Here is a 22433-nt window from a genome sequence, read left to right on the forward strand (position 1 = left end):
AATCCGAACTTGCATAACGTATGGTTTAATTATACAAACAAAAGTTTCGCTTGTCAAGTATAGATTTGTTTATTCCTTATTTAAGAGACCTTGGATTTCTGCCTGCGTAAAGGTGTAGGTAGTGTTGCAGAACTGGCAGTGTGCTTCCGTTACTTCGTCGTGAGCCAGCTCGTCCAAAGAAGCGTGGTCCAAATTACCCAAAGCTGCCAAAATCTTTTCTCTGCTGCAACGGCATTTGAACTGTACAGGAATTGTTTCCTTAATGTCCACGTCGAGACCACGTCCTAAGATTTCAATTATCTTCTCAGGAGTATAGCCAATCTCCAGCAGTTGGGTTACGTAGGGAGTCAGGCTGACATTTTCCTCCAGTTTAGCCAGCACTTCTTCACTGCAGCCGGGCATAGCTTGGATGAAGAAACCGCCGGAAGCAGTAACAGTACCGTCCTTGTCCACCAGTACGCCTAAAGCGACACTGGAAGGAGTCTGTTCGGACACATACAGATATTTAGTCAGATCGCTGGCAATCTCGCCATCTGCCAATTCGCAGTAACCGGTAAAGGGCTCTGCATTTTGCAGGTAGCGGGTGACGATAATATTGCCTGCACCGATACCACCGCCAACGTCCAGCTTGCCATCAGCCTTCAAGGGCAGGAAAGCATCGGGGTTTTCTACGTAGCCGCGTACAGAATTGCCTTCTGCATCAGCAACCACTTCGCCCAAAGGGCCGTCGCCTTTAAAGCGAACACTAATGCGTTCGCCATCCTTCATAGTGGCAGCCAAAAGCAGGGCGCCGTTCATAGCACGCCCCAAGGCTGCACTTGCCAAGTGGGAGCAGCCATGTTTTTGGGTTGCTTCCCGTACAAGATTAGTAGTACAGAGGGCGTAAATACGTACGCCCTCTGCAGTTGCTTTAGTTAAAACGTCTTCCATCAGCCAACGCCTCACATATTTTTAAACAGATTAACCATTTCCATAGCAGTCATAGCACAGTCAACGCCTTTATTGCCTGCTTTGGTGCCTGCACGTTCTACAGCTTGTTGAATGTTTTCGGTGGTCAGTACGCCAAAAGCTACAGGCACACCGGTTTGCATGCTAACTTGGGCAATACCCTTGGATGCTTCTGCGCAAACATAGTCAAAGTGGGGAGTTGCGCCACGAATAACCGCACCCAGGCAGATTACAGCATCATATTTGCCGCTTTCAGCCAATTTTTTGGCAGCCATGGGAATTTCAAAAGCACCAGGAACCCAAGCTACAGTCAGATCTTCATCAGCAGCTTCATGGCGCAGCAAGCAGTCAACGCAACCGCTTAACAGTTTGCTGGTGATAAATTCGTTAAAACGAGCTACAACAATAGCTACTTTCATACCTTTTGCAGTCAGTTTACCTTCTAATACGTTCATCTTTTCTTACCTCCAAATATCTAAAAAACTAATTATATTTTTACTAGAAACTTATTTACAGCAGCTGCAGCCGCAGTCATGCAGTTTGTGACCCATTTTCTCTTCCTTAATATCAAGGTAATGTTCGTTATATTTATTGGGCTCCATAACGATGGGCACACGATCTGTAATGGTAATACCGTAACCGGAAAGGCCGATGCGTTTCGCAGGATTATTGGTAATCAGGCGGATGCTGGTCAAGCCCAGATCGGACAGGATTTGGGCGCCTAAACCATAATCGCGCAGGTCGGGAGCAAAGCCCAAGCGGACATTAGCTTCCACAGTGTCCAACCCGGTGTCTTGCAAAGCATAAGCACGAATCTTATTAGCCAAGCCAATACCACGGCCTTCTTGGCGCATATAGACAACGGCGCCGCAGCCTTCTTTTTCAATCATGCGCAAGGCAGTTGCCAATTGGTCGCCACAGTCGCAGCGCAGACTGCCGAAAGCATCGCCGGTCAAGCATTCGCTGTGTACGCGTACCAATACGTCCTTCTTGCCTGCTACATCACCTTTAACAATAGCTACATGGCACAGGTCATCCAAATCGTTTTCATAAGCAATAATCTTGAAGGTACCGTATTTGCTTGGCAGGGCAGCTTCCGCAACACGATGCACCATCTTTTCGTGGGATTTGCGATAAGCAACAAGGTCAGCTACAGTAATGAAGACAAGGTCATGCTTTTGAGCGAACTCAATCAAATCGGGAGTACGCGCCATGTGGCCGTCGTCATTCATAATTTCGCAGCAGATGCCTACAGGTTGCAGACCTGCCAACTTGCATAAATCCACAGTGGTTTCCGTATGACCGGTACGCACCAGTACGCCGCCTTCGCGGGCGCGCAGGGGGAAGACATGACCGGGACGGCGGAAATCGCTAGGTTGAGCGCCTGCTTCTGCGCATTTCTTCATAGTGTAGGCACGTTCATAAGCAGAAATACCGGTGGTAGTATCCACATGGTCGATGGATACGGAGAAAGCAGTTTCGTGATTATCGGTGTTCTTTGTTACCATAGCGCCAAACTGCAGCTTGTCCATAATCTCACCGGAAGCAGGCATACAGATCAAGCCACGTGCTTCTTTTGCCATGAAGTTAATTGCTTCGGGAGTACACAGCTCCGCAGCCATAATCAGATCGCCTTCATTTTCACGGTCTTCGTCATCAGTAACTAAAACCATTTTGCCTGCTTTAATTGCCGCAATTGCTTCTTCAATAGTGTTATATTTAAATTTATTTTCCATGACATTCACCTCACATAAAGCCATTTTCCATAAGCATATTCATATCCAAGGGAGCAGCCTGCTTACCGGAAGGCTTCTTCCAAGTCAACATACGCTCCACATATTTACCAATAATATCAGTTTCCAAATTAACCGTAGCGCCCACGCCCTTAAAGCCCAAGGTAGTTTCCTTAGCCGTGTGGGGAATCAAGGATACGGAAAAAGTAGTATCCGTAACTTCCGTCACCGTCAGGCTAATGCCATCAATAGCAATACTGCCTTTCTTGATAATGTACTTTAAGAGTGCAGCAGGAGTGGTAATGGTCACCACCATAGCAATGCCTTCAGGCTTACGGCTGCTAATAACACCTAAGCCTTCCACGTGGCCGCTGACAATGTGCCCATCCAAACCGTCGCACAAACGCAGGGTACGCTCCAAGTTTACCTTGTCCCCGGCATTCAAGCTGCCGATATTGGTCAGACGTACCGTTTCCGGCATCACGTCAGCAGTAAAGCCATCGTTATCCATGCGTACTACAGTCAGGCAGGCGCCATTAACGGCTACGCTGTCACCAATCTTCAGGTTCTCCAATACCTTGCGGGCGCTGATTGTTAAATGATAGGAATTGCCTTGTCGTGCCAGCTTTTGTACTGACCCTAACTCGGCAACAAGACCTGTAAACATTATTCAGCCTCCCTTCGTACCAAACCTGTAACCAATAAATCTTGGCCTAAAAGTTTATATTCCACTTCGTCCAACTGCCAGCCATCTGCGATCAAGTCGCTGCCTACGCCGCCCATGGGCGTAAAGCCTTGGCTGCCGCCAACGATTTTGGGAGCAATAAAGGCACACACCCGATCTGCTAAGCCAGCATCACGGAAGGCACCATGGACGGCACTGCCACCTTCTACCAGCACGCTGGTAATGCCCTTTTGCGCCATAACAGTTACTACTAAATCAATAGGCAGGCGTCCGTTTTCGTCCAAAGGTAGGCGTACAACCTCCACATTGGGTAAAGCGTTCAGCGCTTCTGCTTTTACTTTATCAGCGTCCAAGCCTGTAAAAATAATGGTATCCGCTGCAGGGTTCAGTATCGTCGCCATCAGGGAAATACGCAGCTTGCTATCCAGCACTATGCGGATAGGGTTCTTGCCCTGTACCATACGGGTGGTCAGCTCCGGGTCATCAGCCAGCACCGTACCAATGCCTACTAAAACAGCATCATGCTGCTTGCGCAGGCGATGAGCATAGGTACGTGCTTCCTCCCCGGTAATCCATTTACTGTCGCCGGTACGAGCGGCAATCTTGCCATCCAAAGTCATGGCGTATTTCAAAGTTATAAAAGGGCGTCCTTTACTAATCCAAGTAAAGAAACGTTCATTAAGGCGCAACGCTTCTTTTTCGCAAACGCCGGTTACTACTTCTATGCCCTGCAGGCGCAAGTATTCTAAACCTTGGCCTGCTACTTGGGGATTAGGGTCCATGCAGGCTGCTACCACTTTCTTAATTCCTGCTCTGGCCAAAGCTACGCAGCAGGGCCCTGTACGTCCGTAGTGAGCACAAGGCTCCAAGGTTACGTAGGCAGTGGCGCCTTGGGCCAGGTTCTTCGCCTCTGCCAAAGCATTGACCTCCGCATGAGGTTCGCCTGCTTTATGGTGATAGCCTTCGCCTACGATATTACCATCTTCATCAACAATTACGCAGCCCACCATAGGATTGGGGCTGGTATTGCCTTCGGCTTCCAGCGCCAGTTCCAGCGCCCGCCGCATATACTGTTCATCTGTCACATTTATCACCTTCAAATCTTTCCGGGGATAAAACAAAAACCGCGTATTGACCTTGGAGTCCACGCGGTAAAAATGCTTTAGCCACCTTTTCTCATCCAGACTATACTGTCGGTACCGGAATCACACCGGTTCGTGCCTTACGGCTCGCGGACTATACCGCCGGTAGGGAATCGCACCCTGCCCCAAAGGTTATTTCTATTTTGAAGTTGTCTTTATTATATCTTCTTGCTAGGGATTAGTCAAGGGAGCAAGCGTTTCCCTTTGTGAATGAACTGTGTCGAAAATAGAAAAGGTCTCTCGCACTAAAGGAAAGAGTAAAATTTGACAAAATCTATATGCAGAAGTATAATGATGGCAAGAGATAGCCGGTTGTAGCAGGTCGGCTCTCCCCAAAATGTATATCTTTGACAGGAAGCCGTCTACCGCTAGGCGGTCTTTCTCATTTTATTTGACAAAACACATCTGCAGTCATATAATAATGGCAAGAGATAGTCGGTTGTGGAAGGTCGGCTCTCCCCAAATCAAATATACTTGACAGGAAGCCGCCTACCGCTTAGGCGGTTTTTCTCATTTTAGAAGTAAAACGAGAGAAGCTGAACTACAATCTTTAAAATGTCTAACACAATGGCTAGCGCATCAAAAACGGTCATAGTCTCACCTCCCTACTCTGGGAGTAGGAAAACCAACCACCAACTATCTCTTGCTACATAGATTGTAACATATACTACATAACTTGACAATAAACATAAACAAACCGCCGTGCGTTCGCCACGGCGGTTCGCTTTTTATTTCGGTATTATATTTTATGCCTTGAGGCTGTCGATAGCAGCTTTGGTATCTTTAGCGCCATAAACATAGGAGCCTGCAACCAAAACATTGGCACCTGCTTCGCGTACAATCTTAGCAGTTTTATCATTCACACCGCCATCAACTTGGATATCCACATCCAAACCTGCAGCATCAATTATAGCACGCAAACGTTTAATCTTGGGCACTACAGTGCTAATAAAGGATTGACCGCCAAAACCGGGGTTAACCGTCATGAGCAGCACCATATCCACATCAGGAAGAATTTCTTCAACCAAGCTTAAAGAAGATGCAGGGTTCAGCGCTACGCCTGCACGCAGGCCTTCCGCCTTGATTTGCTGTACGCAGCGATGCAGATGCTTAGTAGCCTCTGCGTGCACCACGATTTGGTCCGCACCTGCAGCTTTAAAATCAGCAATATACTTTTCGGGATTTTCCACCATCAGGTGGCAGTCGAAAAACATTTCCGTAGTTTTACGGATGCACTTTACAACAGGAGCACCAAAAGTCAGATTAGGTACAAACAAACCATCCATAACATCAATATGCACCCAATCAGCACCTGCATCTTGAATTTTCTTGATTTCAGCGCCCAAACAGGAAAAATCTGCGGACAAAATAGACGGAGCAATTTTCAGACTCATTTTCTTCCCTCTTTCTCTTTAATTAAACGTATTTCCTCCAGCATAGCCAGATAGGATTCATAACGACTGGCGGCAATCTGCCCTGCTGCCACTGCCTCCTTCACCCCGCACACAGGCTCATGGGTATGGGTGCAGGGACAAAAACGGCAACCATCCTCATACACAGCAAACTCACGGAAGGACGCCAACGCCTGCTGAGGCTCCAGTCCTTCCAACAGCAAATTGCCAAACCCGGGAGTATCGGCAATATAGCCTTCATCAAAAGGCAGCAGCTGGGCAAAACGGGTAGTGTGCTTGCCTCTGCCAATCTTCTCGCTGACTGCGCCAGTGCGCAGCTCCACACTACTGTCAATAGCGTTGATGGTAGAGGACTTGCCTACGCCGGAAGGACCGCCGAAAGCGCAAATCCTGCCCCGCAGCCTAGCACGCAAAGCATCCACGCCGCTGCCAGTTTTTGCCGATACTGTAAAGACTTCGTAACCAATAGGCTCGTACACGGAGCGTACCTGCTCCACCAAGCCTGCCGGCGCAGTATCCACTTTATTCAGCACTAAAATAGCAGGAATTTTTGCCAACTCCGCCAAGGCTAACAGCTTATCCGCCAGCAGAAAGCTGAAGTCCGGCGCAGCGCAGGCAAAGGTAGCCACAAACAAATCAAGATTTGCCATGGTGGGGCGCAGGAGAAAGTTCTTGCGTGCCAACACCTTTTTGATCATGCCTTCGCCCTTTTCGTTGGCTTCAAAAGTAACCATGTCCCCTGTCGCCAAAGAAAAGCGGTTCTGCTTCATCTTGCCTTTAACCTTGCAGGTAAAGGGCTCCGTATGCCCATCCACCTGCACATAGTAATAACCATTGTAATTTTTCAGGACTCTGCCCTGTAGTTCTGCCATAATTTACAGTACCTTTTCAGCAACCTGCTTGCCGTCGCAGAACATCTGCACACGGGCACTGCCCACTGCCTCTACACGTTGGCGCAGACGCACGCCGCCTTTTTGGCTGCCATTGTAAATAATAGTTTTGCCATTTTCGTCAATCTGCACAATCTGCACATTGGTTACTTTGTTACCGGGCACTACAAAATCTACATAAGCGCTCTTGCTTTCGCCGGTGCCTTCGGCAACAGTAATGGCTACAGCATCGCCCTCACCAATCTTAGTGCCGGCATTGGGGTTGCACGCCAGAACTACATTCTTCTTAGCGCTGTGGTCGCTAATCTTCTTCACTTCGCCCAGTTTCAAGCCTGCTTTTGCCAAAAGGCTCTTAGCTTCAGCCACAGATTTGCCTACGATATTAGGAATTTCCTTATCCCCTTCGTTGACCAGCAAATCGATAGCGCTGCCCTTGGGCGCTTTATCCAAAGCTTTGGGAGATTGACTGAGCACCGTGCCAATACGCTGGCCATCTACGTGTTTTTTCGTCACCTTGCCAATCTTAAAGCCTGCTTCCAACAGCATCTGCTCCGCTTTGCCTACGGACATCCCCGTAATTTCCGGTACAGGCTTCAGCTCTGCACCTTTGCAGATAGTCAGAATTACTAGGCTGCCCTGTTTACGTTTTTCGCCTGCTTTGGGGGATTGCTCCATAACCGTACCGGGCTTGAACTTGGCAGGGTCGCCATATTTTTCTTCCAATTCAACTTTGAAGTCCTTTTCCTCCAAAAGCTTTTGGGCTTCTACTACCGTCATCTTCGTTACATCCGGTACAGGAATCTCTGCTTGGTTGCGGGCAAAGATAAAATGCGCCACCATAGAAATTGCCACAACAGCAGCTGTAATATAAATCAGCAGCTTAGTATAATTCAACTTTCTTTTCGCCATAAATTCCTTTAAACCTGCCTTCCCTCCAGTTGCTTCCGCTTGCTGTGCTTCCACCAGTACTGCCTGCGGTTCTTCCTGCTTCCGCGCCATTACAGGCAGCACCCGTGTTTCCTCGCTCACAGGTTCCACCTGCTCCCGACGGACGGGCTTCATAATCACTGTAGCACCATCATCCTCAAGAGGCGCTGCAGGTGTCTTCACCGGCCCCAGCTCTTGGGTATAGTCCGCATCGCTCATGGGGAACAAGCGCATCTTCAAGTTCAGCAGGTCGCGGCGCAACTGTCCTGCATTAGCATAACGGTCTTCGCAGCGTTTGGCAAGGGCCTTATCCATAATCTCCTGCAATCCCGCGGGGACTTCGTCCATATAGTCCGCAAGTTTCGGCACAGGTTTTTCTACGTGCATCATGGCAACAGCCACTGCCGTAGAACCTTTATAGGGTACCTGCCCCGTCAGCATTTCAAAAAGTACAATGCCCAAAGAATACACATCGCTGCAAGCAGTAATCTTGCCACCGCTAGCCTGTTCCGGCGAAATGTAGTGCACGGAACCCATGACAGCTTTGGAATAAACCATGGTCTGGTTCGTAACCATTTTGGCAATACCAAAGTCTGCAATCTTAGGATTCATATTCTTATCCAAAAGAATATTTTGCGGTTTAATGTCGCAGTGGATGATGTTGTGGTTATGGGCGTGCTGCAAAGCATCTGCCAAACGCACGCCGATTTCCAACACGGCATTCATTCCCAGCTTATGCTCCTGCATATATTCCTTCAAGGTAACGCCGTCCACGTACTCCATGACGATGTACTGGCTTGCGCCTACGGAAACTACGTCGTAAATATTAATAATATAGGGATGCACCAAACGGGCAGCAGACTTGGCTTCCCTTTGGAACTGCTCCAACAGCTCCTTATCCCCTATAAATTGGTCCCGCAGCATTTTGACAGCTACAGGTCGGTCCAGCAGCGTATCATGGGCCAAGAAAACCTCAGCCATACCGCCATAGCCAATAGGACGGATGATTTCGTAGCGTCCGTTCAATATGGTTTTGCCGTTTTTATCCATTGCTGCTTTCCTCCCCTTGTTCTGCCAAATCTATTAAAATCAAAGTCACATTATCACGTCCGCCATTATCCAGACTTTGCTCCAACAGCCTATCCGCTGCCTGTTGCACATCTTCATCCCCAATAATGGACGCTATTTCCACATCTCTCAGCATATCGGAAAGACCGTCGCTGCACAAAAGCAAACGGTCCTGCCCCTGCAATTCGAAATGTAGCACATCAGCCATAATTTCTTCTTCTACGCCCAAAGCCTTGAGCAGCATGTGACGCTGAGGATGCACAAAGGCTTCTTCTTCCGTAATCTCGCCTTTCTCCTGCAGGTTAGCCACATAGGTGTGGTCCTTGGTAAGCTGCTGCAGCACGCCGTCACGGTACAGATACAGACGGCTGTCGCCGATATGGCAGCAGTACGCCGTGCCATCACCGGGCAGGTACAGCGCCGTCATAGTGGTACCCATGCCAGTGTATTTTTCATTGCTCACTGCCATTTTAAAAACGTGCTCATTAGCCTTGTCAAAAGCTTGGCGCAAGGCAGAACTGATACTGCCCTCCCCCTGCTCATGGCGCAGACTGTGGGTAGCAGCCTCAAAAGCTTTGATCGTAGCACGGCTGGCAATTTCTCCCGCCGCATGGCCGCCCATGCCGTCCGCTACTGCAAACAGATGGGGAGCACGCACTAAAAACGCATCTTCATTATTTTCTCTTACCAGGCCCACATGGGTCCTACTGACTACCAGCATTATTTATGCTCCTGTTCCTTGGCAAATTTAGCCCGCAGCTGACCGCAGGCCGCGTCAATATCCTTGCCCATTTCCTTGCGCACCGTAGCGTTAACCTTATTTTTCTGCAATACTTTCACGAAACGCTCTATAGCTTGCTTGGAAGGACGCTCAAAGCCCTGCTCCGGCACAGGGTTCGCCGGAATCAAATTTACACTAGCGTGCTTGAAGCGCAGATAATTGCTCAAAAGCTCTGCATCCTGCACGCTATCGTTTTTACCCTTTAACAGAATATATTCGTAAGTAACCTGTCTGCCGCCTGCTTGGCTGTAGCTTTCCGCTGCGGCAATAACATCGACAAAGGGGAAACCTTTATTCACAGGCATCAAAGCAGTACGCAGTTCATTTTTCACTGCGTGGAGGGAAATAGCCAGATTAATAGGCTTGCCTTCCGCCTCCAAGCGCTTAATCCCGGGAATAATACCGCAGGTAGAAATGGTCATATTGCGATAGCTCATGTGGCAGGTATCCTCGCGATGAAGAAAGTCCAAAGCACCTATTACTGCATCATAGTTCAGCATGGGTTCACCACTGCCCATTACTACCACACGGCTGACCATCGCCTCACCGCGCAGGCGCTCGTTAAACAGGTACACCTGTGCCACGATTTCCGCCGCCGTCAAATTACGCACAGCACCGTTTAAACCGCTGGCACAAAAAGCACAGTGCATATCGCAGCCTACTTGGCTGGAAACGCAGACACTGTAGCCATAGTCATGGTGCATCAGTACCGTTTCCACACTGTTACCGTCAGGCAGTCTCAACAGCAGTTTGCTAGTCATGCCGTCAGTGGAGTTCTGCTCCCGCAGGATGGTGATTTCCCTGGGCAGCAGGGTGAAGTTTTCTTTCAGCAAAGCAATATCCGCCTTGCCCAAATTATGCATGGCGCTAAAATCAAAGACTGCTTTTTGATACAGCCATTGAAAAACCTGCTTCGCGCGGAACTTCTTCATACCTTTGGCAACCAGTGCTTCCTGTAATTCTTCTATTGTTAAACCAAAAAGATCTTGTTTCATCTTATTTTCTCGTTATTTTCTTTCCAGAGCGCAAATGTAGAAACCATCTACGCCATCACGTTGTGGCAGCAGCTGCAGTTCTTCCACCGCTTCTCCTGTCAAGGGATGGGGGATGGGTACACGCTGCCAATCACTATGCTTGCTCAAAAATTCTTCGATTAAGTAATGGTTTTCGCTTTGCTCAATAGTACAAGTGCTGTACACAAGGCGTCCACCAGCCTTGACATATTGAACGGCGTTCTCCAAAATCGCTAGCTGCAGAGGTGGGAACAGTTTCAAGTCCTTCTTCTGCTTACGCCAGCGTGCTTCCGCACGGCGGCGCAACACGCCCATACCGCTGCAGGGAGCATCAACCAATACGCGGTCAAACTGTCCCAGCCATTCTTGGCGCAGGACAGTGCCATCATTAATAGTGGGAACTATAATATCAATACCCAAACGTTGGGCGTTTTCCTTAATTAACTGCAGTTTATGTTCATGGATATCGCAGGCGATAATCTTGCCTTTGTTCTCCATCAGCTGTGCCAAATGGGTGGTTTTGCCACCGGGGGCACTGCACAGATCCAGCACCGTCATGTGGGGAGCAGGCGCAACTACAGGTGCTACCAGCATGGAGCTTTCATCCTGCACATAGAAAGCATTCTGTAGCTTGGCAAAAAGACCTTCCAAAGCAGGCAGCTTGTCGCAAACAATGCCCTCAGCGCACCAACGGGAAGGATGAGCTTCCGCCCCTGCCTCCGTCAGTTCTGCCAACAGCTTTTCCCTGCTCAATGCCAAAGTATTGGTACGCAGGCACACAGGAGCAGCAGTATTATTGAAAGCCAAAAGTGCTTCCGTACCTTCCTTGCCCCAAGGACCCAGCCAACGTTTTACCAGCCAGCGGGGGTGGTAGTATTGTAAAGCAAGATAGCCTGCATCATCTTCTTCCATAGTGGGGAAGTTCAACGCGCCTGCATCGCGTTTGCGCAACAAACCACGCAGCACGCCGTTAACAAACTTGGCGCTACCTTCATGGCTAACGCTGCGCGCCAGCTTTACTGCCTCGTTGCAGGCGGCGGAGGCGGGAATACGCTCCAAGTAGAACAATTGGAATACGGAAAGGCGCAATACCTGCAAAATAGCAGGCGCAACATCCTTCAAGGGACGAGTTACCCCCTGGGCAAGGTACCAATCGATAGTGCCCAAAGCTTTAACTGTACCATAAACCAATTCCGTAAAGAAACGACGTTCCTGATCCTCCAGCTTATGATTGCGCAGGAATTTATTCACGGCAATATTGGTATAGGCACCTTCCTCCAGCACTTGGCGCAACACCACCAAGGCAGCACCGCGGGCTGTGGGAGCCTTTACATTCTTATTCACTTTAGCTTGCTTGTTTGCTTGCTTCTGCATTTTTCTCCTTAGCTTCCTCTTCATCCATAAAAGCCAAAATCGCTGCTTCCAGCTTCCTTAAATCTACACGGGTATTAAAACAAGGTCCAAAGGGACGCTCGTTAAGCACGCCCAAAACCGGCAAAGGAAATACATCCTGAATACCGCTGGTCAGGTCACGCTCGCAGGCCACTGCCACAATAGCTTTGGGACGTGCCTGCTTTACCATTTGGCGCGCCAAGGTACCACCTGTAGCCACAGCGAAGTGGCAGCCGTACTTATGAGCCAACGCCAACATGGAGCCTACGCAGCACCCGCCGCACTGACGGCAGTTTTCCACATTACGGGTAATCTTGTGTACGCAGGTGTCACGCTGAATGCAGTGGGGTGTCAGAATCATAATCCTGTTCCCCGGCACCTTTACCTTATGCTGCATCACCAGACTGTTGCTAACTTCAATAAAGCTTTGCTCAATAGCATCACGGGGAATATTGAAAATACGTCCCACCACTACAGCCAAGGGGAACAACAGGTTGATAGCCTTCCATGCCCAAAAATACAGGATTTTCAGCACAGGTATGCCCAAAAGCGCCATAACAATCCCCAAAACACCGCTGAGCAGGGCAATGACGATCAAGCCGCCTGCCAAACCGAAGGCAATGGGCAGCGCCCAGTTAATCTGCTGCAGACCGGGCAGGGAAACTTTCCATACCACGTACACCATCATGGCACCTAAAATAGCACTAACCGAAGTCAGGGCCATGAATATTCTTTTTTTCGGTTTAAATGCATCATCTAACATAAAAACAGAACCTTCATCTATGCAATCTCTTTACTCCAGCTTGTCGCCAACTACAACGCCGCGACCGTTTAAAAATACTTGGGCAGGCATTCTCTTTTTGGACTCGGGCTGTACTTCAGTGATTTCCAAAACGCCTTCGCCACAAGCTACAAAGAAGCTGTGCTTGCCTGTTTCTACCACAGTGCCTGCTGCTGCATCGCTATGCTTAGCGGTAAGCAGACTGCCCCAAATCTTCAAGCTTTTGCCATTGGGCAGCTTGGTAAAAGTGCTGGGGGCAGGGTTAAAGCCACGAATCAGGTTATGCACTTCTTGTGCAGATTTAGACCAATCAATACGCTCCATGCTTCTATCCAGCAGGCTGGCATAGGTAGCCTCATCGTTATTTTGAGGAACAGCAACAGCAGTGCCTGCTGCAATCTTCTCAATAACTTCCAACATCAGCTTGGCACCTTCAGCGCGCAGAGCATCGTGGAGTTCGCCCATGGTAGTATTCTTGCCAATGGGTACTACTACTTTATCCAGCATAGCACCGGTGTCCATACCGATATCCATCTGCATAATAGTAACGCCGGACTCTTTTTCGCCCTTAATGATAGCGTATTGGATGGGGGCAGCACCGCGATACTTGGGCAGCAAAGACGCATGAACATTAATGCAGCCATATTTAGGCATATCTAAAATTTCTTGGCTCAACAGTTGGCCAAAAGCCGCAACCACAATTAAATCAGGCTGCATATTGCGCAGTGTTTCTACAAATTCAGGAGTCTTTACCCGTTGCGGCTGGTATACTTCGTAACCTTTGCTCAAGGCATACTCCTTTACCGGTGTCATAAGCATCTTGTTGCCACGTCCTTTGGGACGATCCGGTTGAGTAACTACGCCTACAATTTCATATTTACCACATTCGCTTAAAGCAGCCAAACTGCCTACAGCGAAGTCAGGTGTTCCCATAAATACTATTCTCATCTTTTTTACCTCAAATCTTTGGCAGGATTTTCTTTGACTTTCGGAGACAGGCTTTTTGCTTTATCAATAAAGAGAACGCCGTCTAGATGGTCCAACTCATGTTGAATGCAGATAGCAAACAAGTCATGTGCCTGCAGCAACATTCTTCTACCGGTACGGTCGGTGAATTCACATTCTACATAGCTGGCGCGCTCCACTTCACCTTCATAATCAGGCACGGACAAGCAGCCTTCGCTGCCTACAACAGCACCTTCCTTTTTGACGATGACAGGGTTAATCAGTTCAAACAGACCCTCGCCCACGTCGATAACCACAATGCGTTTGGACACGCCGATTTGGGGAGCAGCCAAGCCTACACCCTCAGCAGCATACATGGTTTCTGCCATTTGTTTCAGCAGATGCAGTAATTTTTTATCAATTTTATCCACCGGTTCCGCTACTTGGCGCAGCACAGGATCACCGGCTACCAGAATATCTAAAGTTTTTTTCTTTGCCATGGGCACAACTTCCTCCTTAGGTTTTATCAAAAGAGTAATTTACTCGATACTTTAACATCTTATTATAACACACTCTAGGCTCACTAAACAATGTTTAGATAACACTGGCAGGGTCCACATCAAAATAAAGGTTGGGCTGTTCCTTGAAAGGACTAGCTAAAAGAGCCGCCTTTACAGGCTCCAAGTTTTCCGACTTCACCAAAATATTGAAACGGAACAAATCACGCACCTTGGACACCAGGGCAGGAAAAGGTCCTGCTACTACCATTTCACCCAGTTTTCCTTCTAGTTGCAAACGCTGCAGGAAGAAGACCACCTTCTGCGCCAGCGCCAAGCCTGCCCCTTCATCCTTATCCCAAACCGTCATCTTTAAGATTTGGGCAAAAGGAGGATAGAAAAAGTCCTGACGTGCCTGCAGTTCTCCTTTAGCAAAAGTGTCATAATCTTGGGTAGCGGCCAAACGCACCACCCTATTTTCCGGGTCATAAGTTTGGAAAATAACGTGTCCGCACTTATCACCACGACCTGCACGGCCTGCAGCCTGGGTCAGCAGGGAAAAAGCGCGCTCCGAGGCGCGGTAGTCCGGTAAATTCAAGGCACTGTCCGCCGCCAGCACGCCTACCAGCGTTACATTGGGAATATCGTGACCTTTAGCCACCATCTGGGTACCGATGAGCACATTGCGCTCCTTGGCGGCAAAGCGGCGCAGGATTTCCTCGTGAGCAAATTTCGCCATGGTGGAATCCTGATCCATGCGCAAAACACGTACCTCCGGCAGCTGCTCCAGCTCTGCTTCCGCCTTTTGGGTCCCTGTGCCGAAGAACTTGATGCGCCTGCTGCCGCAGGTGGGGCACACCGTAGGCACGGGAGCAGTGTTACCGCAGTAATGGCAGCGCATATCCTCGTGGGCACTGTGATAGACCAACGCCACAGCGCAATGGGGACAGGTAATAGTATAACCGCAGTCCCTGCACATGACGAAGGTAGAATAACCGCGACGGTTCAAAAGCACAATAGCCTGCTCCCCACTGCCAACGGTAGTCACCAAGCATTGCTGCAGCCTGCGGGAAAGAACGCTGTAGTTCTTCTCCGCCAACTCCTGCCGCATATCCACCAGCTCTACTTCCGGCAGCACGCTGCCGTTAGGGCGTTTCGTCAGACGCAGATGGGTGTACTCACCATGGGTAGCTTTGTAATAGGTACAAATATCAGGAGTCGCACTGCCTAAAAGCAAAGGTGCACCGGTGTGGCGGCAACGCGCCATTGCCACATCCCGAGCATGGTAGTTGGGGCGTTCTTCCTGCTTGTAGCTGCCTTCGTGCTCCTCGTCCATAATTACTAATCCCAAATTTTCAAAAGGTGCAAAAACCGCACTCCGCACGCCAATGAGCACTCTTGCCTGACCTGTAGCCATACGGTACCACACATCACCGCGTTCGTTTTGGGATAGTTTGGAATGGGCCACAGCGATAGTATTGCCGAACCAAGTTTGAAAACGCTTTACTAGTTGCGCTGTCAAAGCAATTTCCGGCACCAGCATCAAAACCTGCTTGCCTGCATCCACGGCATGGGCCGCAGCGCGCAGATACACCTCCGTCTTACCGCTGCCCGTAATGCCTTGCAAAAGGAAGCAGCGGTGCTTGCCTGCATCCGTAGCAGCATTAACCGCTGCCACTGCCTGTTTTTGTTCTTCCGTCAGCACCAGGCGCTCCCCTGCCTGCAAAGGTCGCTCGTAGCTGTTGCGCAGAATCCGCTTCTGCCCTGTAGCCACCAATTCACGCTGCACTAAAGCTTTGATGACCGCAGGACTAACGCCCTGCTGCCCCAGTTCGCCGGTAGTCAGCCAATCATCGGCCACCGCCAACACTTCTAAAGCTTTGTGCTGGCCTTTAGCACGGGCAGCCAAAGTCTGCTCGGCTAAAGTTTCCCTACCTGCAGCATTGATGCGATAGGCTAAAACCGTTTTTTCTTTCAAACGTTGGGCATATTCATAATAAAGCAGCTTGCCCGCCTCATCGCGGACAGCGCTGCGTTTGATACTGGTCTTTCCAGGGACAAAGAGGCGCATGGCTTCCGCCAGACTGCACATATAATAATGGGCAAGCCAACGTGCTGTAGCCAACATTTCGGCATCAAACCAAGGACGGTCACCAATGGCAGCTTCGATATTCTTTATTTTCGCCATCTGCATGGGCTCCTCTGGAAAAGAAGTGCGCTCCACCACAAAGCCTTCTACCTTTTGACCGCTAAAAGGCACCACCACACGCCAGCCTGCATCTAAGAAAGGCAGGTCGTCAGGCACAGCGTAGGTAAATTGTCGGAACAAACTTTTTACCGGTAAATTAATGGCTACATTGACAGCAAACATAGAGCCTCCTGCTAAATACGATTTCTAGAAAAAATTGCGGAACTTGCTCCGCTTCAAACTCATGCCTTTATTATACCAAAAGCCAAGGAAAATAGCACAAAAATAATACCGGAGCCAAGGTTTCCCTTCACTCCGGTAACAAAATCCACTATGTTATTATTTGGGTTCAACTACAACGATTTTAGCATCAACAGCATTCTTCTTAATGGATTCAATGCCGTTTTTGCAGCCTGCCATTGCTTTGTAGCCTTCGCCGGTAGCAATGATTTGGCCATTAGTTGCTTTCAGGCGGAAACGGAACTCCCCTGCTTTATCCTTGTAAATCTCAAACTTGGGATGCTTAACGGCTGCATAGCCTTCTACAGTTTGGTCCTCAATGCCTGCTTTGGGGGCATTGGCAATAACACTGGCAATACCTTTACGGCAATACTTTTCAGCCTTGTAGATTTGGGAAGAAGCAATGATCTCGCCATTACCAGCTTTTAAATTGAACTTGATACCTGTTTTAGTTTGCAGAATTTCAAATTTACCCATTGTACAGCCTCCTTTGAGTTAACAATTAAGTTTACACCCTTATTGTATGTTATCTGTACGAAAAATACAAGTGTTTTTTAGTTGTTATCTAAATTTTTAGGCAATGGTATTAACCAAATCGCCAATTTTTTCAATGTGGCAGACAATTTCGTCCCCAGGGTTGAGGAAAACAGGAGGCTTCATGCCCATGCCCACGCCTGCCGGAGTGCCTGTGGCAATAATGGTGCCAGCTTGCAGGGTGATGCCTTGGCTAAGTTCGCTAATCGCGCCGCAAACAGTTTGCAACATACGGCTAGTATTACTGTTTTGACGCAGCTGGCCGTTGACCGTGCAAGAAATATCCAATGCTTGCTCGTCACCAATTTCGTCCGCAGTAACGATGCAGGGACCCATGGGTGTAAAACCATCCAGGCTCTTGCCCAAATACCATTGTTTATGGCGGGTCTGCAGATTGCGGGCGCTGATATCGTTGATAATGGTGTAGCCAAAGATATACTCACGGGCTTCACTAACAGAAACACCCTTGCAGTCCTTGCCCAAAACTACGCCCAGTTCGCACTCATAATCAAGGCTGTCTACCAGACCTTCATAGGAAGGTACTGCTTCCCCCGTAGCGGTAGCACGGTTAACGCGCTTGGAGAAATAAATGGTGTAAGGACGCTCACCGCCAAAATCTTCGCTGGAAAAATGACCCGCTTCCACACCATGGGCAGCATAGTTGATGCCCAAGCAGATTACATCCTGACGAGGATGCACAATGGGCGCGCACAGTTTCACCTCTGCCACCTGCACTGCCGCACCACGCAGCACGTCCGCATTAGCAGCCAAAGCTACCAACGCTTCACGTACGGAAGCACTCCAGCCTGCAATCAGACTGTTCATGTCGGTAAAAGCCAACTGCGGTGCCAATTTTGCCAAAACAGGCAGACGATACGCCACCTTTTTGTCATCAAAGCCTACTAAAATTTCTTCCTTACCATTGATTTCTGCTGTATAGAAACGCATTTTCCCAGCCTCCTTAATTTTTCATCTTATAAATATGGTACAACGATACCCTTGCTTTGGAGATAACTGCGCCAGTACGCTCTGCGCAACATCCCTGCAAAAACATGGGGCTTCTTCCCATTATCCAACACAATCAAACGGTTCAGCTCCATGGGGCGCTGTGCCACCAGCTCCGGCATATTTAAAAACTGGTTGCCCGTCAAAGCTGCCCTGTAGCCGTACTTGTGCAAGCCTGCCATAACTGCCTCGTTATAGCTGCCGCAAGGATACGCCAACGTCCGCACTACAGTGTCGGGCAGCAACCGTCTTTCCAAATCGTACTTAGCTACGCCCAGTTCCCACTCCAAATATTTAGTATCAATATCCGCTAAAGGATTATGGCTAAAGGTGTGGGAGCCAATCTCCATACCATCCCGCTGCATTTGCTGCAGCTGAGCATTATTCATATAGATATCGCCACCAATATCTTTGTTGATTACTAAAAAGGTAGCCTTGGCATGGTACTTTTTCAGTAAGGGCAATGCCTTTTCATAATTATCTACATAACCATCATCAAAACTTAAAGCAATATAACGGGACACGTCCTCCCCACGGTCGAAACGGTCCTGCAGTTCTGCGACCGTCACCATGGCGTAACCCTGTTCCTGTAGATACTGCAGGTGGCGTTCAAAAGCTGCTTTAGGTACCACCATATCGGCAGGCCAATCAGGATGCTCGCCAATGGCATGATATTCCAAAACAAACGCACCTTGAGCGCAGTAAGCTTTAAAATCACGCTGTACCCAAAGGTAGCAGGCGCTTAAAATCATGATTACCGCTATAATAAATGTAAGCTTTTTCTTTCTTAACATCGCCATTATTTCCAGCTATAGGCTCCTTCCCACATCACCTTACGGTAATTAGCCACATCCGTCGCCCCCTCTGTGGAAATACAGATGATGACGCTGTCCGTATCCAGCTGCAGTGCTTCCTGCAGCCAAGCCAGCTCCTGCTCCCGCAGAGCAGCCACTGCCAAGCCCAAGCCTGCAGCCCCGCTTTCCCCGGAAACTATAGGCGCATCCCCAGCCAAAGGATTGCCCAAGACACGCATGCCCAAGGCTGCCACTTCATCCGGCATAGCCACAAAATTATCGGCATAAGCGGCAAGCTGCTGCCAACCAATGCTGCAAGGCTCACCGCAGCACAAGCCGGCCATCATGGACTGCAAGTCTCCGCCCACATTGTGCAGTCTACCGTCATTGGCAGCAGCAGTGCGATAGATACAGTCCGCATTTAGCGGTTCTACAATGGTAATCAAAGGACGTTCTTCCTTATAGTAATCAGCCAAGAAGCCCGTCATCGCTCCCGCCATAGCGCCCACACCTGCCTGCAGAAACACATGGGTAGGACGAACCTGTAGCTCGTCCAGCTGCTCTAAAAGTTCTGCCCCCATAGTGGTATAACCCTGCATAATGTGCAAAGGTACTTCCTCATAGCCTTCCCAAGAAGTATCTTGGATGACCATGCCACCGTGCTTTTCCGCATAGGCTTGCGCCATGCGCACCGCGTCATCATAATTGACATCGGTAATGCTGGCCTCCGCGCCCAGTTTTTGAATATTTTGCAAGCGCTCCAACGCTGTCCCTTTAGGCATATAGACTACTGCCTTCTGCCCTAAGCGGTTGGCAGTCCAAGCCACACCACGGCCGTGGTTGCCGTCGGTGGCAGTGACAAAGGTCTGCTCCCCCAGTTTTCCCTTCACCGCAGGATCCGTCAGTTGTGCGTAGGTCAACTGCTCTAGAGGCAGTGCCAATTTTTTCGCCACTTCCACGCCAATAGCGTAACTGCCACCCAAAACTTTGAAAGCATTTAAGCCAAAGCGCTTGCTTTCGTCCTTAACATAAATGCCTCGAACGCCTAAGCTTTTAGCTAAATTAGTCAAAGCAACTAAAGGCGTAACGCTGTACTCCGGAAAGCTGCGGTGAAAGCGGCGCACCTGTTCCGCCTGCGCTCTGCCAAAAGCCGCAGTATTAACGGCACCATATTTATCGTTATGTTTGAGCTGCGCCAAACGGATTGCTTCCATGTTAACGCTCCTTGGCCAACAAATAGCCCATAATTACGCCTGCATCGCGGTAAACTGTCTTACTGGTGCTGGACTCACAAATTTCTTCCAATTTTGCTACCCAAGTTTCCAACAAAGCTTTTTTGGCAAGCTGACGACGTTGTTTTTTTGTATTCTCCAAAATCTTCGTATAAAATTTGCCTTCACCACAACGTGCCAAAGCCCACACTCTTTCCAATTCCGTTTCGTCGCCCTCTTTAACCCACTTCTTCAAGGCGTTTCGAATGACGGTTTCCGCATCAGCTGTAACTGCAGCCAAATCTGCCTTATAAACGCTTTCTGTTACCGCATACACAACCGCAGTAAAGCTACCTAAGTTAGCCAAATTTTTCAGGTTGGTTTCTGCCTTATCAACTGCTTCCAAAAGCTTTTTGTTAATGGAGGTACGCCCCAACCACTCTTGGCCTTGCAGATTGATACGCGCCCACAAGCGTTGCAGCCCGCGCAAATCACGCACATCTTCTAAGAAAATATTGTAGCAGCCAACACGTAGCAAATCATCAACTGTGTACTCTTTTCCCGCTAATTCCAAAGTCAGCTTATAAATTCCGCCCAACACTAACAATTGACGGCGCAGCTTTTTCAGCACAGCATCGGAAGTATCACCCTGCAGCAATGCGTTTTGGCTGTCCAGCAAAGCGTCGCCCCACTGCTGTACTAAAGCAAGGAACGCCTCCTTGACATTGCCATTGACAAGCTTACCACTATTCACAGGCAGATCTGCTGCTTTACCCAACAAAGCCAAGCCACGGGCAAATTTACTGCGTTTTTCCACAAACATAGGCACCGTCGCCGTAATCTGCTTAGCGAAAGCGAGCAGTGCGCCTACATCGCCTTCTAAAAGTTCAATCTCAATTTCATCAATCTTATCCGTGGCCTCTCCTGCAGTTATTTTGCCGTTATCAATGGCAAGTTCGCACACTGCGCCCTCTAAATCAAGGATGTAGGTAGTGCGCTGCACACTGACGGTAAACAATTTTTGTACGCCTGCAGGCGCCAATTCCGTCAGTTCGTAGCCTAAGCCCATATCGGCAAAACCGGATAATACGGGACGTGCTGCTTTCAAAGGCAGGTTCAGCTCCAAGCGTTCGCTCAAACCTGCAGCGTTCTTCACCGTAGTTTTCACAGTAGCTTCGTAAGTCTTATCGCCTTTGGAGCGGACACGGTAGGCAATACCATGCTCCTTCAGCACCATATCCTCAGTATCATAATAACTGCTTACCAAGCGACGTTTCTTGCAGCTATCGGGACGAATGGCAGCAGCCACAAAATCTGTTGCCAACAATGATTTCAAATTTTCTTTACTAATTAAAAGCTTTAATTCAATCTCTTTATTACTCATGGTTACGTCTCCTTCCTTGCAGATAACGTTTCCAGCTCCAGCCCGTGCCGGCCTGGCTTTTAGTCCACCACAGCAAAGGTACGCCGAAAGCTACTAAGGTTACACCCAAAGCCATATAGAAACGCGGTGTGCCAAAAGCATCAGCCAAAAAATTATAGGCAATAGCACCTGGCAGCATGCCCAAAAGCGTAGCACTGCTATAGATGCGGTAGGGCAAACGGACACTGCCTGCAATAATGCTCACCGGGTCATAAGGAAAAATAGGCACAGTACGCAGCCACAGCATTTTGGTAAAGCTACCTGCACCAACTAAATACTCCGTCAGCTTATCGCCGAAGCGCCCGCCAAAATTATCTAAAAACCAGCGGCCGCCGCCAAAGCGTCCCAAGAGATAGCAAAAGCTGGCGCAGCCTAAGCCACCTGTTAAAACCAGCAGCACGCCCCAATAGGGACCGAATAACACACCTGCACTTAAATTCAACAGCAGAGTGGGGAAAAACAATAATGGGCGTACAGTGTAGACGCCAATATAAATCAGCGGTGCCCACACACCAAAGCCTGTTACCCAACGCCTAATATCCTCCGGCGATTGAGGATGGGGATTATAGGGTGAGGAATATAGACCGTAAAGCACACACCCAGCCAAAAGCAGGTAGGCTGCTACCCGCACCAATAAATACTTTCTTTGCTTCTTCATACAAATCCTTTCCATAGTTATGTAAATTACTAAAACTTCCCACATGAAAAATACTGCAAAAACACATTTTGCTCCTTGAAAACTCAATATTTCAGCTAATTTTAGCGCACCAAAATAGCCCGTTGAATATACAACGGTAATTTCTCAACAAATTCACTGACGTAAT

21 protein-coding genes and 1 riboswitch are annotated in these 22433 nt (G+C 48.8%); all 21 genes read right to left on the minus strand.

Annotation, left to right across the window (positions count from 1 at the left end):
* Nucleotides 1-69: 69 nt before the first annotated feature.
* The 21 genes from hslO to ACJMM4_RS02640 all read right to left on the minus strand — a co-directional run bounded on the left by hslO (nt 70) and on the right by ACJMM4_RS02640 (nt 22267).
* Nucleotides 70-930: an Hsp33 family molecular chaperone HslO gene (gene hslO / locus ACJMM4_RS02540; RefSeq protein ID WP_405378914.1), complete on the minus strand. Its 861-nt coding sequence runs from the start codon at nt 928-930 to the stop codon at nt 70-72.
* Nucleotides 931-941: 11 nt separating this feature from the next.
* A complete protein-coding gene (ribE, locus tag ACJMM4_RS02545) occupies nt 942-1403 on the minus strand; it encodes a 6,7-dimethyl-8-ribityllumazine synthase (RefSeq protein WP_405378917.1) in 462 nt (153 codons plus the stop codon).
* A gap of 51 nt (nt 1404-1454) precedes the next feature.
* Nucleotides 1455-2684: a bifunctional 3,4-dihydroxy-2-butanone-4-phosphate synthase/GTP cyclohydrolase II gene (locus tag ACJMM4_RS02550; RefSeq protein WP_405378920.1), complete on the minus strand. Its 1230-nt coding sequence runs from the start codon at nt 2682-2684 to the stop codon at nt 1455-1457.
* A gap of 10 nt (nt 2685-2694) precedes the next feature.
* Nucleotides 2695-3348: a riboflavin synthase gene (locus tag ACJMM4_RS02555; protein WP_405378923.1), complete on the minus strand. Its 654-nt coding sequence runs from the start codon at nt 3346-3348 to the stop codon at nt 2695-2697.
* Nucleotides 3348-4451, minus strand: coding sequence for a bifunctional diaminohydroxyphosphoribosylaminopyrimidine deaminase/5-amino-6-(5-phosphoribosylamino)uracil reductase RibD (ribD, locus tag ACJMM4_RS02560; protein ID WP_405378926.1), 1104 nt, complete (start codon nt 4449-4451; stop codon nt 3348-3350). The genes ACJMM4_RS02555 and ribD overlap by 1 nt, the downstream gene beginning before the upstream one ends.
* 79 nt (nt 4452-4530) lie before the next feature.
* Nucleotides 4531-4645, minus strand: a riboswitch (FMN riboswitch).
* Between the two features lie 609 nt (nt 4646-5254).
* Nucleotides 5255-5902: a ribulose-phosphate 3-epimerase gene (rpe, locus tag ACJMM4_RS02565; protein WP_405378929.1), complete on the minus strand. Its 648-nt coding sequence runs from the start codon at nt 5900-5902 to the stop codon at nt 5255-5257.
* Nucleotides 5899-6792 (minus strand): ribosome small subunit-dependent GTPase A, encoded by an 894-nt coding sequence (gene rsgA / locus ACJMM4_RS02570; protein WP_405378931.1) that lies wholly within the window; start codon nt 6790-6792, stop codon nt 5899-5901. The genes rpe and rsgA overlap by 4 nt, the downstream gene beginning before the upstream one ends.
* A 3-nt stretch (nt 6793-6795) precedes the next feature.
* Complete coding sequence (pknB, locus tag ACJMM4_RS02575) at nt 6796-8787, minus strand: Stk1 family PASTA domain-containing Ser/Thr kinase (RefSeq protein WP_405378934.1); 1992 nt, start codon at nt 8785-8787, stop codon at nt 6796-6798.
* Nucleotides 8780-9526 carry a Stp1/IreP family PP2C-type Ser/Thr phosphatase gene (locus ACJMM4_RS02580; RefSeq protein ID WP_405378937.1) on the minus strand — a complete coding sequence of 249 codons (747 nt, stop codon included), beginning with the start codon at nt 9524-9526 and terminating at the stop codon, nt 8780-8782. Before ACJMM4_RS02580 ends, pknB begins: the two co-directional genes overlap by 8 nt.
* Nucleotides 9526-10581 (minus strand): 23S rRNA (adenine(2503)-C(2))-methyltransferase RlmN, encoded by a 1056-nt coding sequence (gene rlmN, locus ACJMM4_RS02585; RefSeq protein WP_405378940.1) that lies wholly within the window; start codon nt 10579-10581, stop codon nt 9526-9528. Before rlmN ends, ACJMM4_RS02580 begins: the two co-directional genes overlap by 1 nt.
* A gap of 12 nt (nt 10582-10593) precedes the next feature.
* On the minus strand, nt 10594-11973 hold the full coding sequence (gene rsmB, locus ACJMM4_RS02590) for a 16S rRNA (cytosine(967)-C(5))-methyltransferase RsmB (protein ID WP_405378943.1): 1380 nt from the start codon (nt 11971-11973) through the stop codon (nt 10594-10596).
* Nucleotides 11945-12754 (minus strand): DUF116 domain-containing protein, encoded by an 810-nt coding sequence (locus ACJMM4_RS02595; RefSeq protein WP_405382929.1) that lies wholly within the window; start codon nt 12752-12754, stop codon nt 11945-11947. Before ACJMM4_RS02595 ends, rsmB begins: the two co-directional genes overlap by 29 nt.
* Before the next feature lie 30 nt (nt 12755-12784).
* On the minus strand, nt 12785-13720 hold the full coding sequence (gene fmt / locus ACJMM4_RS02600) for a methionyl-tRNA formyltransferase (RefSeq protein WP_405382931.1): 936 nt from the start codon (nt 13718-13720) through the stop codon (nt 12785-12787).
* 5 nt (nt 13721-13725) lie between these two features.
* On the minus strand, nt 13726-14217 hold the full coding sequence (def, locus tag ACJMM4_RS02605; protein WP_405378952.1) for a peptide deformylase: 492 nt from the start codon (nt 14215-14217) through the stop codon (nt 13726-13728).
* A 94-nt stretch (nt 14218-14311) separates the two neighbouring features.
* Nucleotides 14312-16585 (minus strand): primosomal protein N', encoded by a 2274-nt coding sequence (priA, locus tag ACJMM4_RS02610; protein ID WP_405378954.1) that lies wholly within the window; start codon nt 16583-16585, stop codon nt 14312-14314.
* Nucleotides 16586-16741: 156 nt separating this feature from the next.
* Nucleotides 16742-17119 carry a YegP family protein gene (locus ACJMM4_RS02615; protein WP_405378956.1) on the minus strand — a complete coding sequence of 126 codons (378 nt, stop codon included), beginning with the start codon at nt 17117-17119 and terminating at the stop codon, nt 16742-16744.
* Nucleotides 17120-17215: 96 nt separating this feature from the next.
* Nucleotides 17216-18124 (minus strand): fumarylacetoacetate hydrolase family protein, encoded by a 909-nt coding sequence (locus ACJMM4_RS02620; RefSeq protein WP_405378959.1) that lies wholly within the window; start codon nt 18122-18124, stop codon nt 17216-17218.
* Nucleotides 18125-18150: 26 nt separating this feature from the next.
* The gene (locus tag ACJMM4_RS02625) at nt 18151-18975 is read right to left on the minus strand and encodes a polysaccharide deacetylase family protein (RefSeq protein ID WP_405378962.1); all 825 of its coding nucleotides are present in this window, start codon (nt 18973-18975) and stop codon (nt 18151-18153) included.
* Nucleotides 18976-18980: 5 nt separating this feature from the next.
* On the minus strand, nt 18981-20189 hold the full coding sequence (gene dpaL / locus ACJMM4_RS02630; protein ID WP_405382933.1) for a diaminopropionate ammonia-lyase: 1209 nt from the start codon (nt 20187-20189) through the stop codon (nt 18981-18983).
* Nucleotide 20190: 1 nt separating this feature from the next.
* Nucleotides 20191-21570: an inorganic triphosphatase gene (locus ACJMM4_RS02635; RefSeq protein WP_405378968.1), complete on the minus strand. Its 1380-nt coding sequence runs from the start codon at nt 21568-21570 to the stop codon at nt 20191-20193.
* Nucleotides 21563-22267 (minus strand): TVP38/TMEM64 family protein, encoded by a 705-nt coding sequence (locus ACJMM4_RS02640; RefSeq protein WP_405382935.1) that lies wholly within the window; start codon nt 22265-22267, stop codon nt 21563-21565. The genes ACJMM4_RS02635 and ACJMM4_RS02640 overlap by 8 nt, the downstream gene beginning before the upstream one ends.
* Nucleotides 22268-22433 lie beyond the last annotated feature (166 nt).

It is taken from the genome of Phascolarctobacterium sp. (assembly GCF_045124115.1).
Taxonomy (GTDB): Bacteria; Bacillota; Negativicutes; order Acidaminococcales; family Acidaminococcaceae; genus Phascolarctobacterium_A.

Coding starts and splice junctions, on each gene's coding strand:
- ACJMM4_RS02635 (WP_405378968.1), bottom strand. CDS start 21,570: ATGAGTAATAAAGAGATTGAATTAAAGCTTTTAATTAGTAAAGAAAAT.
- hslO (WP_405378914.1), bottom strand. CDS start 930: ATGGAAGACGTTTTAACTAAAGCAACTGCAGAGGGCGTACGTATTTAC.
- rlmN (WP_405378940.1), bottom strand. CDS start 10,581: ATGAAACAAGATCTTTTTGGTTTAACAATAGAAGAATTACAGGAAGCA.
- ACJMM4_RS02615 (WP_405378956.1), bottom strand. CDS start 17,119: ATGGGTAAATTTGAAATTCTGCAAACTAAAACAGGTATCAAGTTCAAT.
- def (WP_405378952.1), bottom strand. CDS start 14,217: ATGGCAAAGAAAAAAACTTTAGATATTCTGGTAGCCGGTGATCCTGTG.
- fmt (WP_405382931.1), bottom strand. CDS start 13,720: ATGAGAATAGTATTTATGGGAACACCTGACTTCGCTGTAGGCAGTTTG.
- ACJMM4_RS02625 (WP_405378962.1), bottom strand. CDS start 18,975: ATGTTAAGAAAGAAAAAGCTTACATTTATTATAGCGGTAATCATGATT.
- ACJMM4_RS02640 (WP_405382935.1), bottom strand. CDS start 22,267: ATGAAGAAGCAAAGAAAGTATTTATTGGTGCGGGTAGCAGCCTACCTG.
- rsgA (WP_405378931.1), bottom strand. CDS start 6,792: ATGGCAGAACTACAGGGCAGAGTCCTGAAAAATTACAATGGTTATTAC.
- ACJMM4_RS02595 (WP_405382929.1), bottom strand. CDS start 12,754: ATGTTAGATGATGCATTTAAACCGAAAAAAAGAATATTCATGGCCCTG.
- rsmB (WP_405378943.1), bottom strand. CDS start 11,973: ATGCAGAAGCAAGCAAACAAGCAAGCTAAAGTGAATAAGAATGTAAAG.
- rpe (WP_405378929.1), bottom strand. CDS start 5,902: ATGAGTCTGAAAATTGCTCCGTCTATTTTGTCCGCAGATTTTTCCTGT.
- priA (WP_405378954.1), bottom strand. CDS start 16,585: ATGTTTGCTGTCAATGTAGCCATTAATTTACCGGTAAAAAGTTTGTTC.
- dpaL (WP_405382933.1), bottom strand. CDS start 20,189: ATGGAAGCAATCCGTTTGGCGCAGCTCAAACATAACGATAAATATGGT.
- pknB (WP_405378934.1), bottom strand. CDS start 8,787: ATGGATAAAAACGGCAAAACCATATTGAACGGACGCTACGAAATCATC.
- ACJMM4_RS02555 (WP_405378923.1), bottom strand. CDS start 3,348: ATGTTTACAGGTCTTGTTGCCGAGTTAGGGTCAGTACAAAAGCTGGCA.
- ribE (WP_405378917.1), bottom strand. CDS start 1,403: ATGAACGTATTAGAAGGTAAACTGACTGCAAAAGGTATGAAAGTAGCT.
- ACJMM4_RS02620 (WP_405378959.1), bottom strand. CDS start 18,124: ATGCGTTTCTATACAGCAGAAATCAATGGTAAGGAAGAAATTTTAGTA.
- ACJMM4_RS02550 (WP_405378920.1), bottom strand. CDS start 2,684: ATGGAAAATAAATTTAAATATAACACTATTGAAGAAGCAATTGCGGCA.
- ACJMM4_RS02580 (WP_405378937.1), bottom strand. CDS start 9,526: ATGCTGGTAGTCAGTAGGACCCATGTGGGCCTGGTAAGAGAAAATAAT.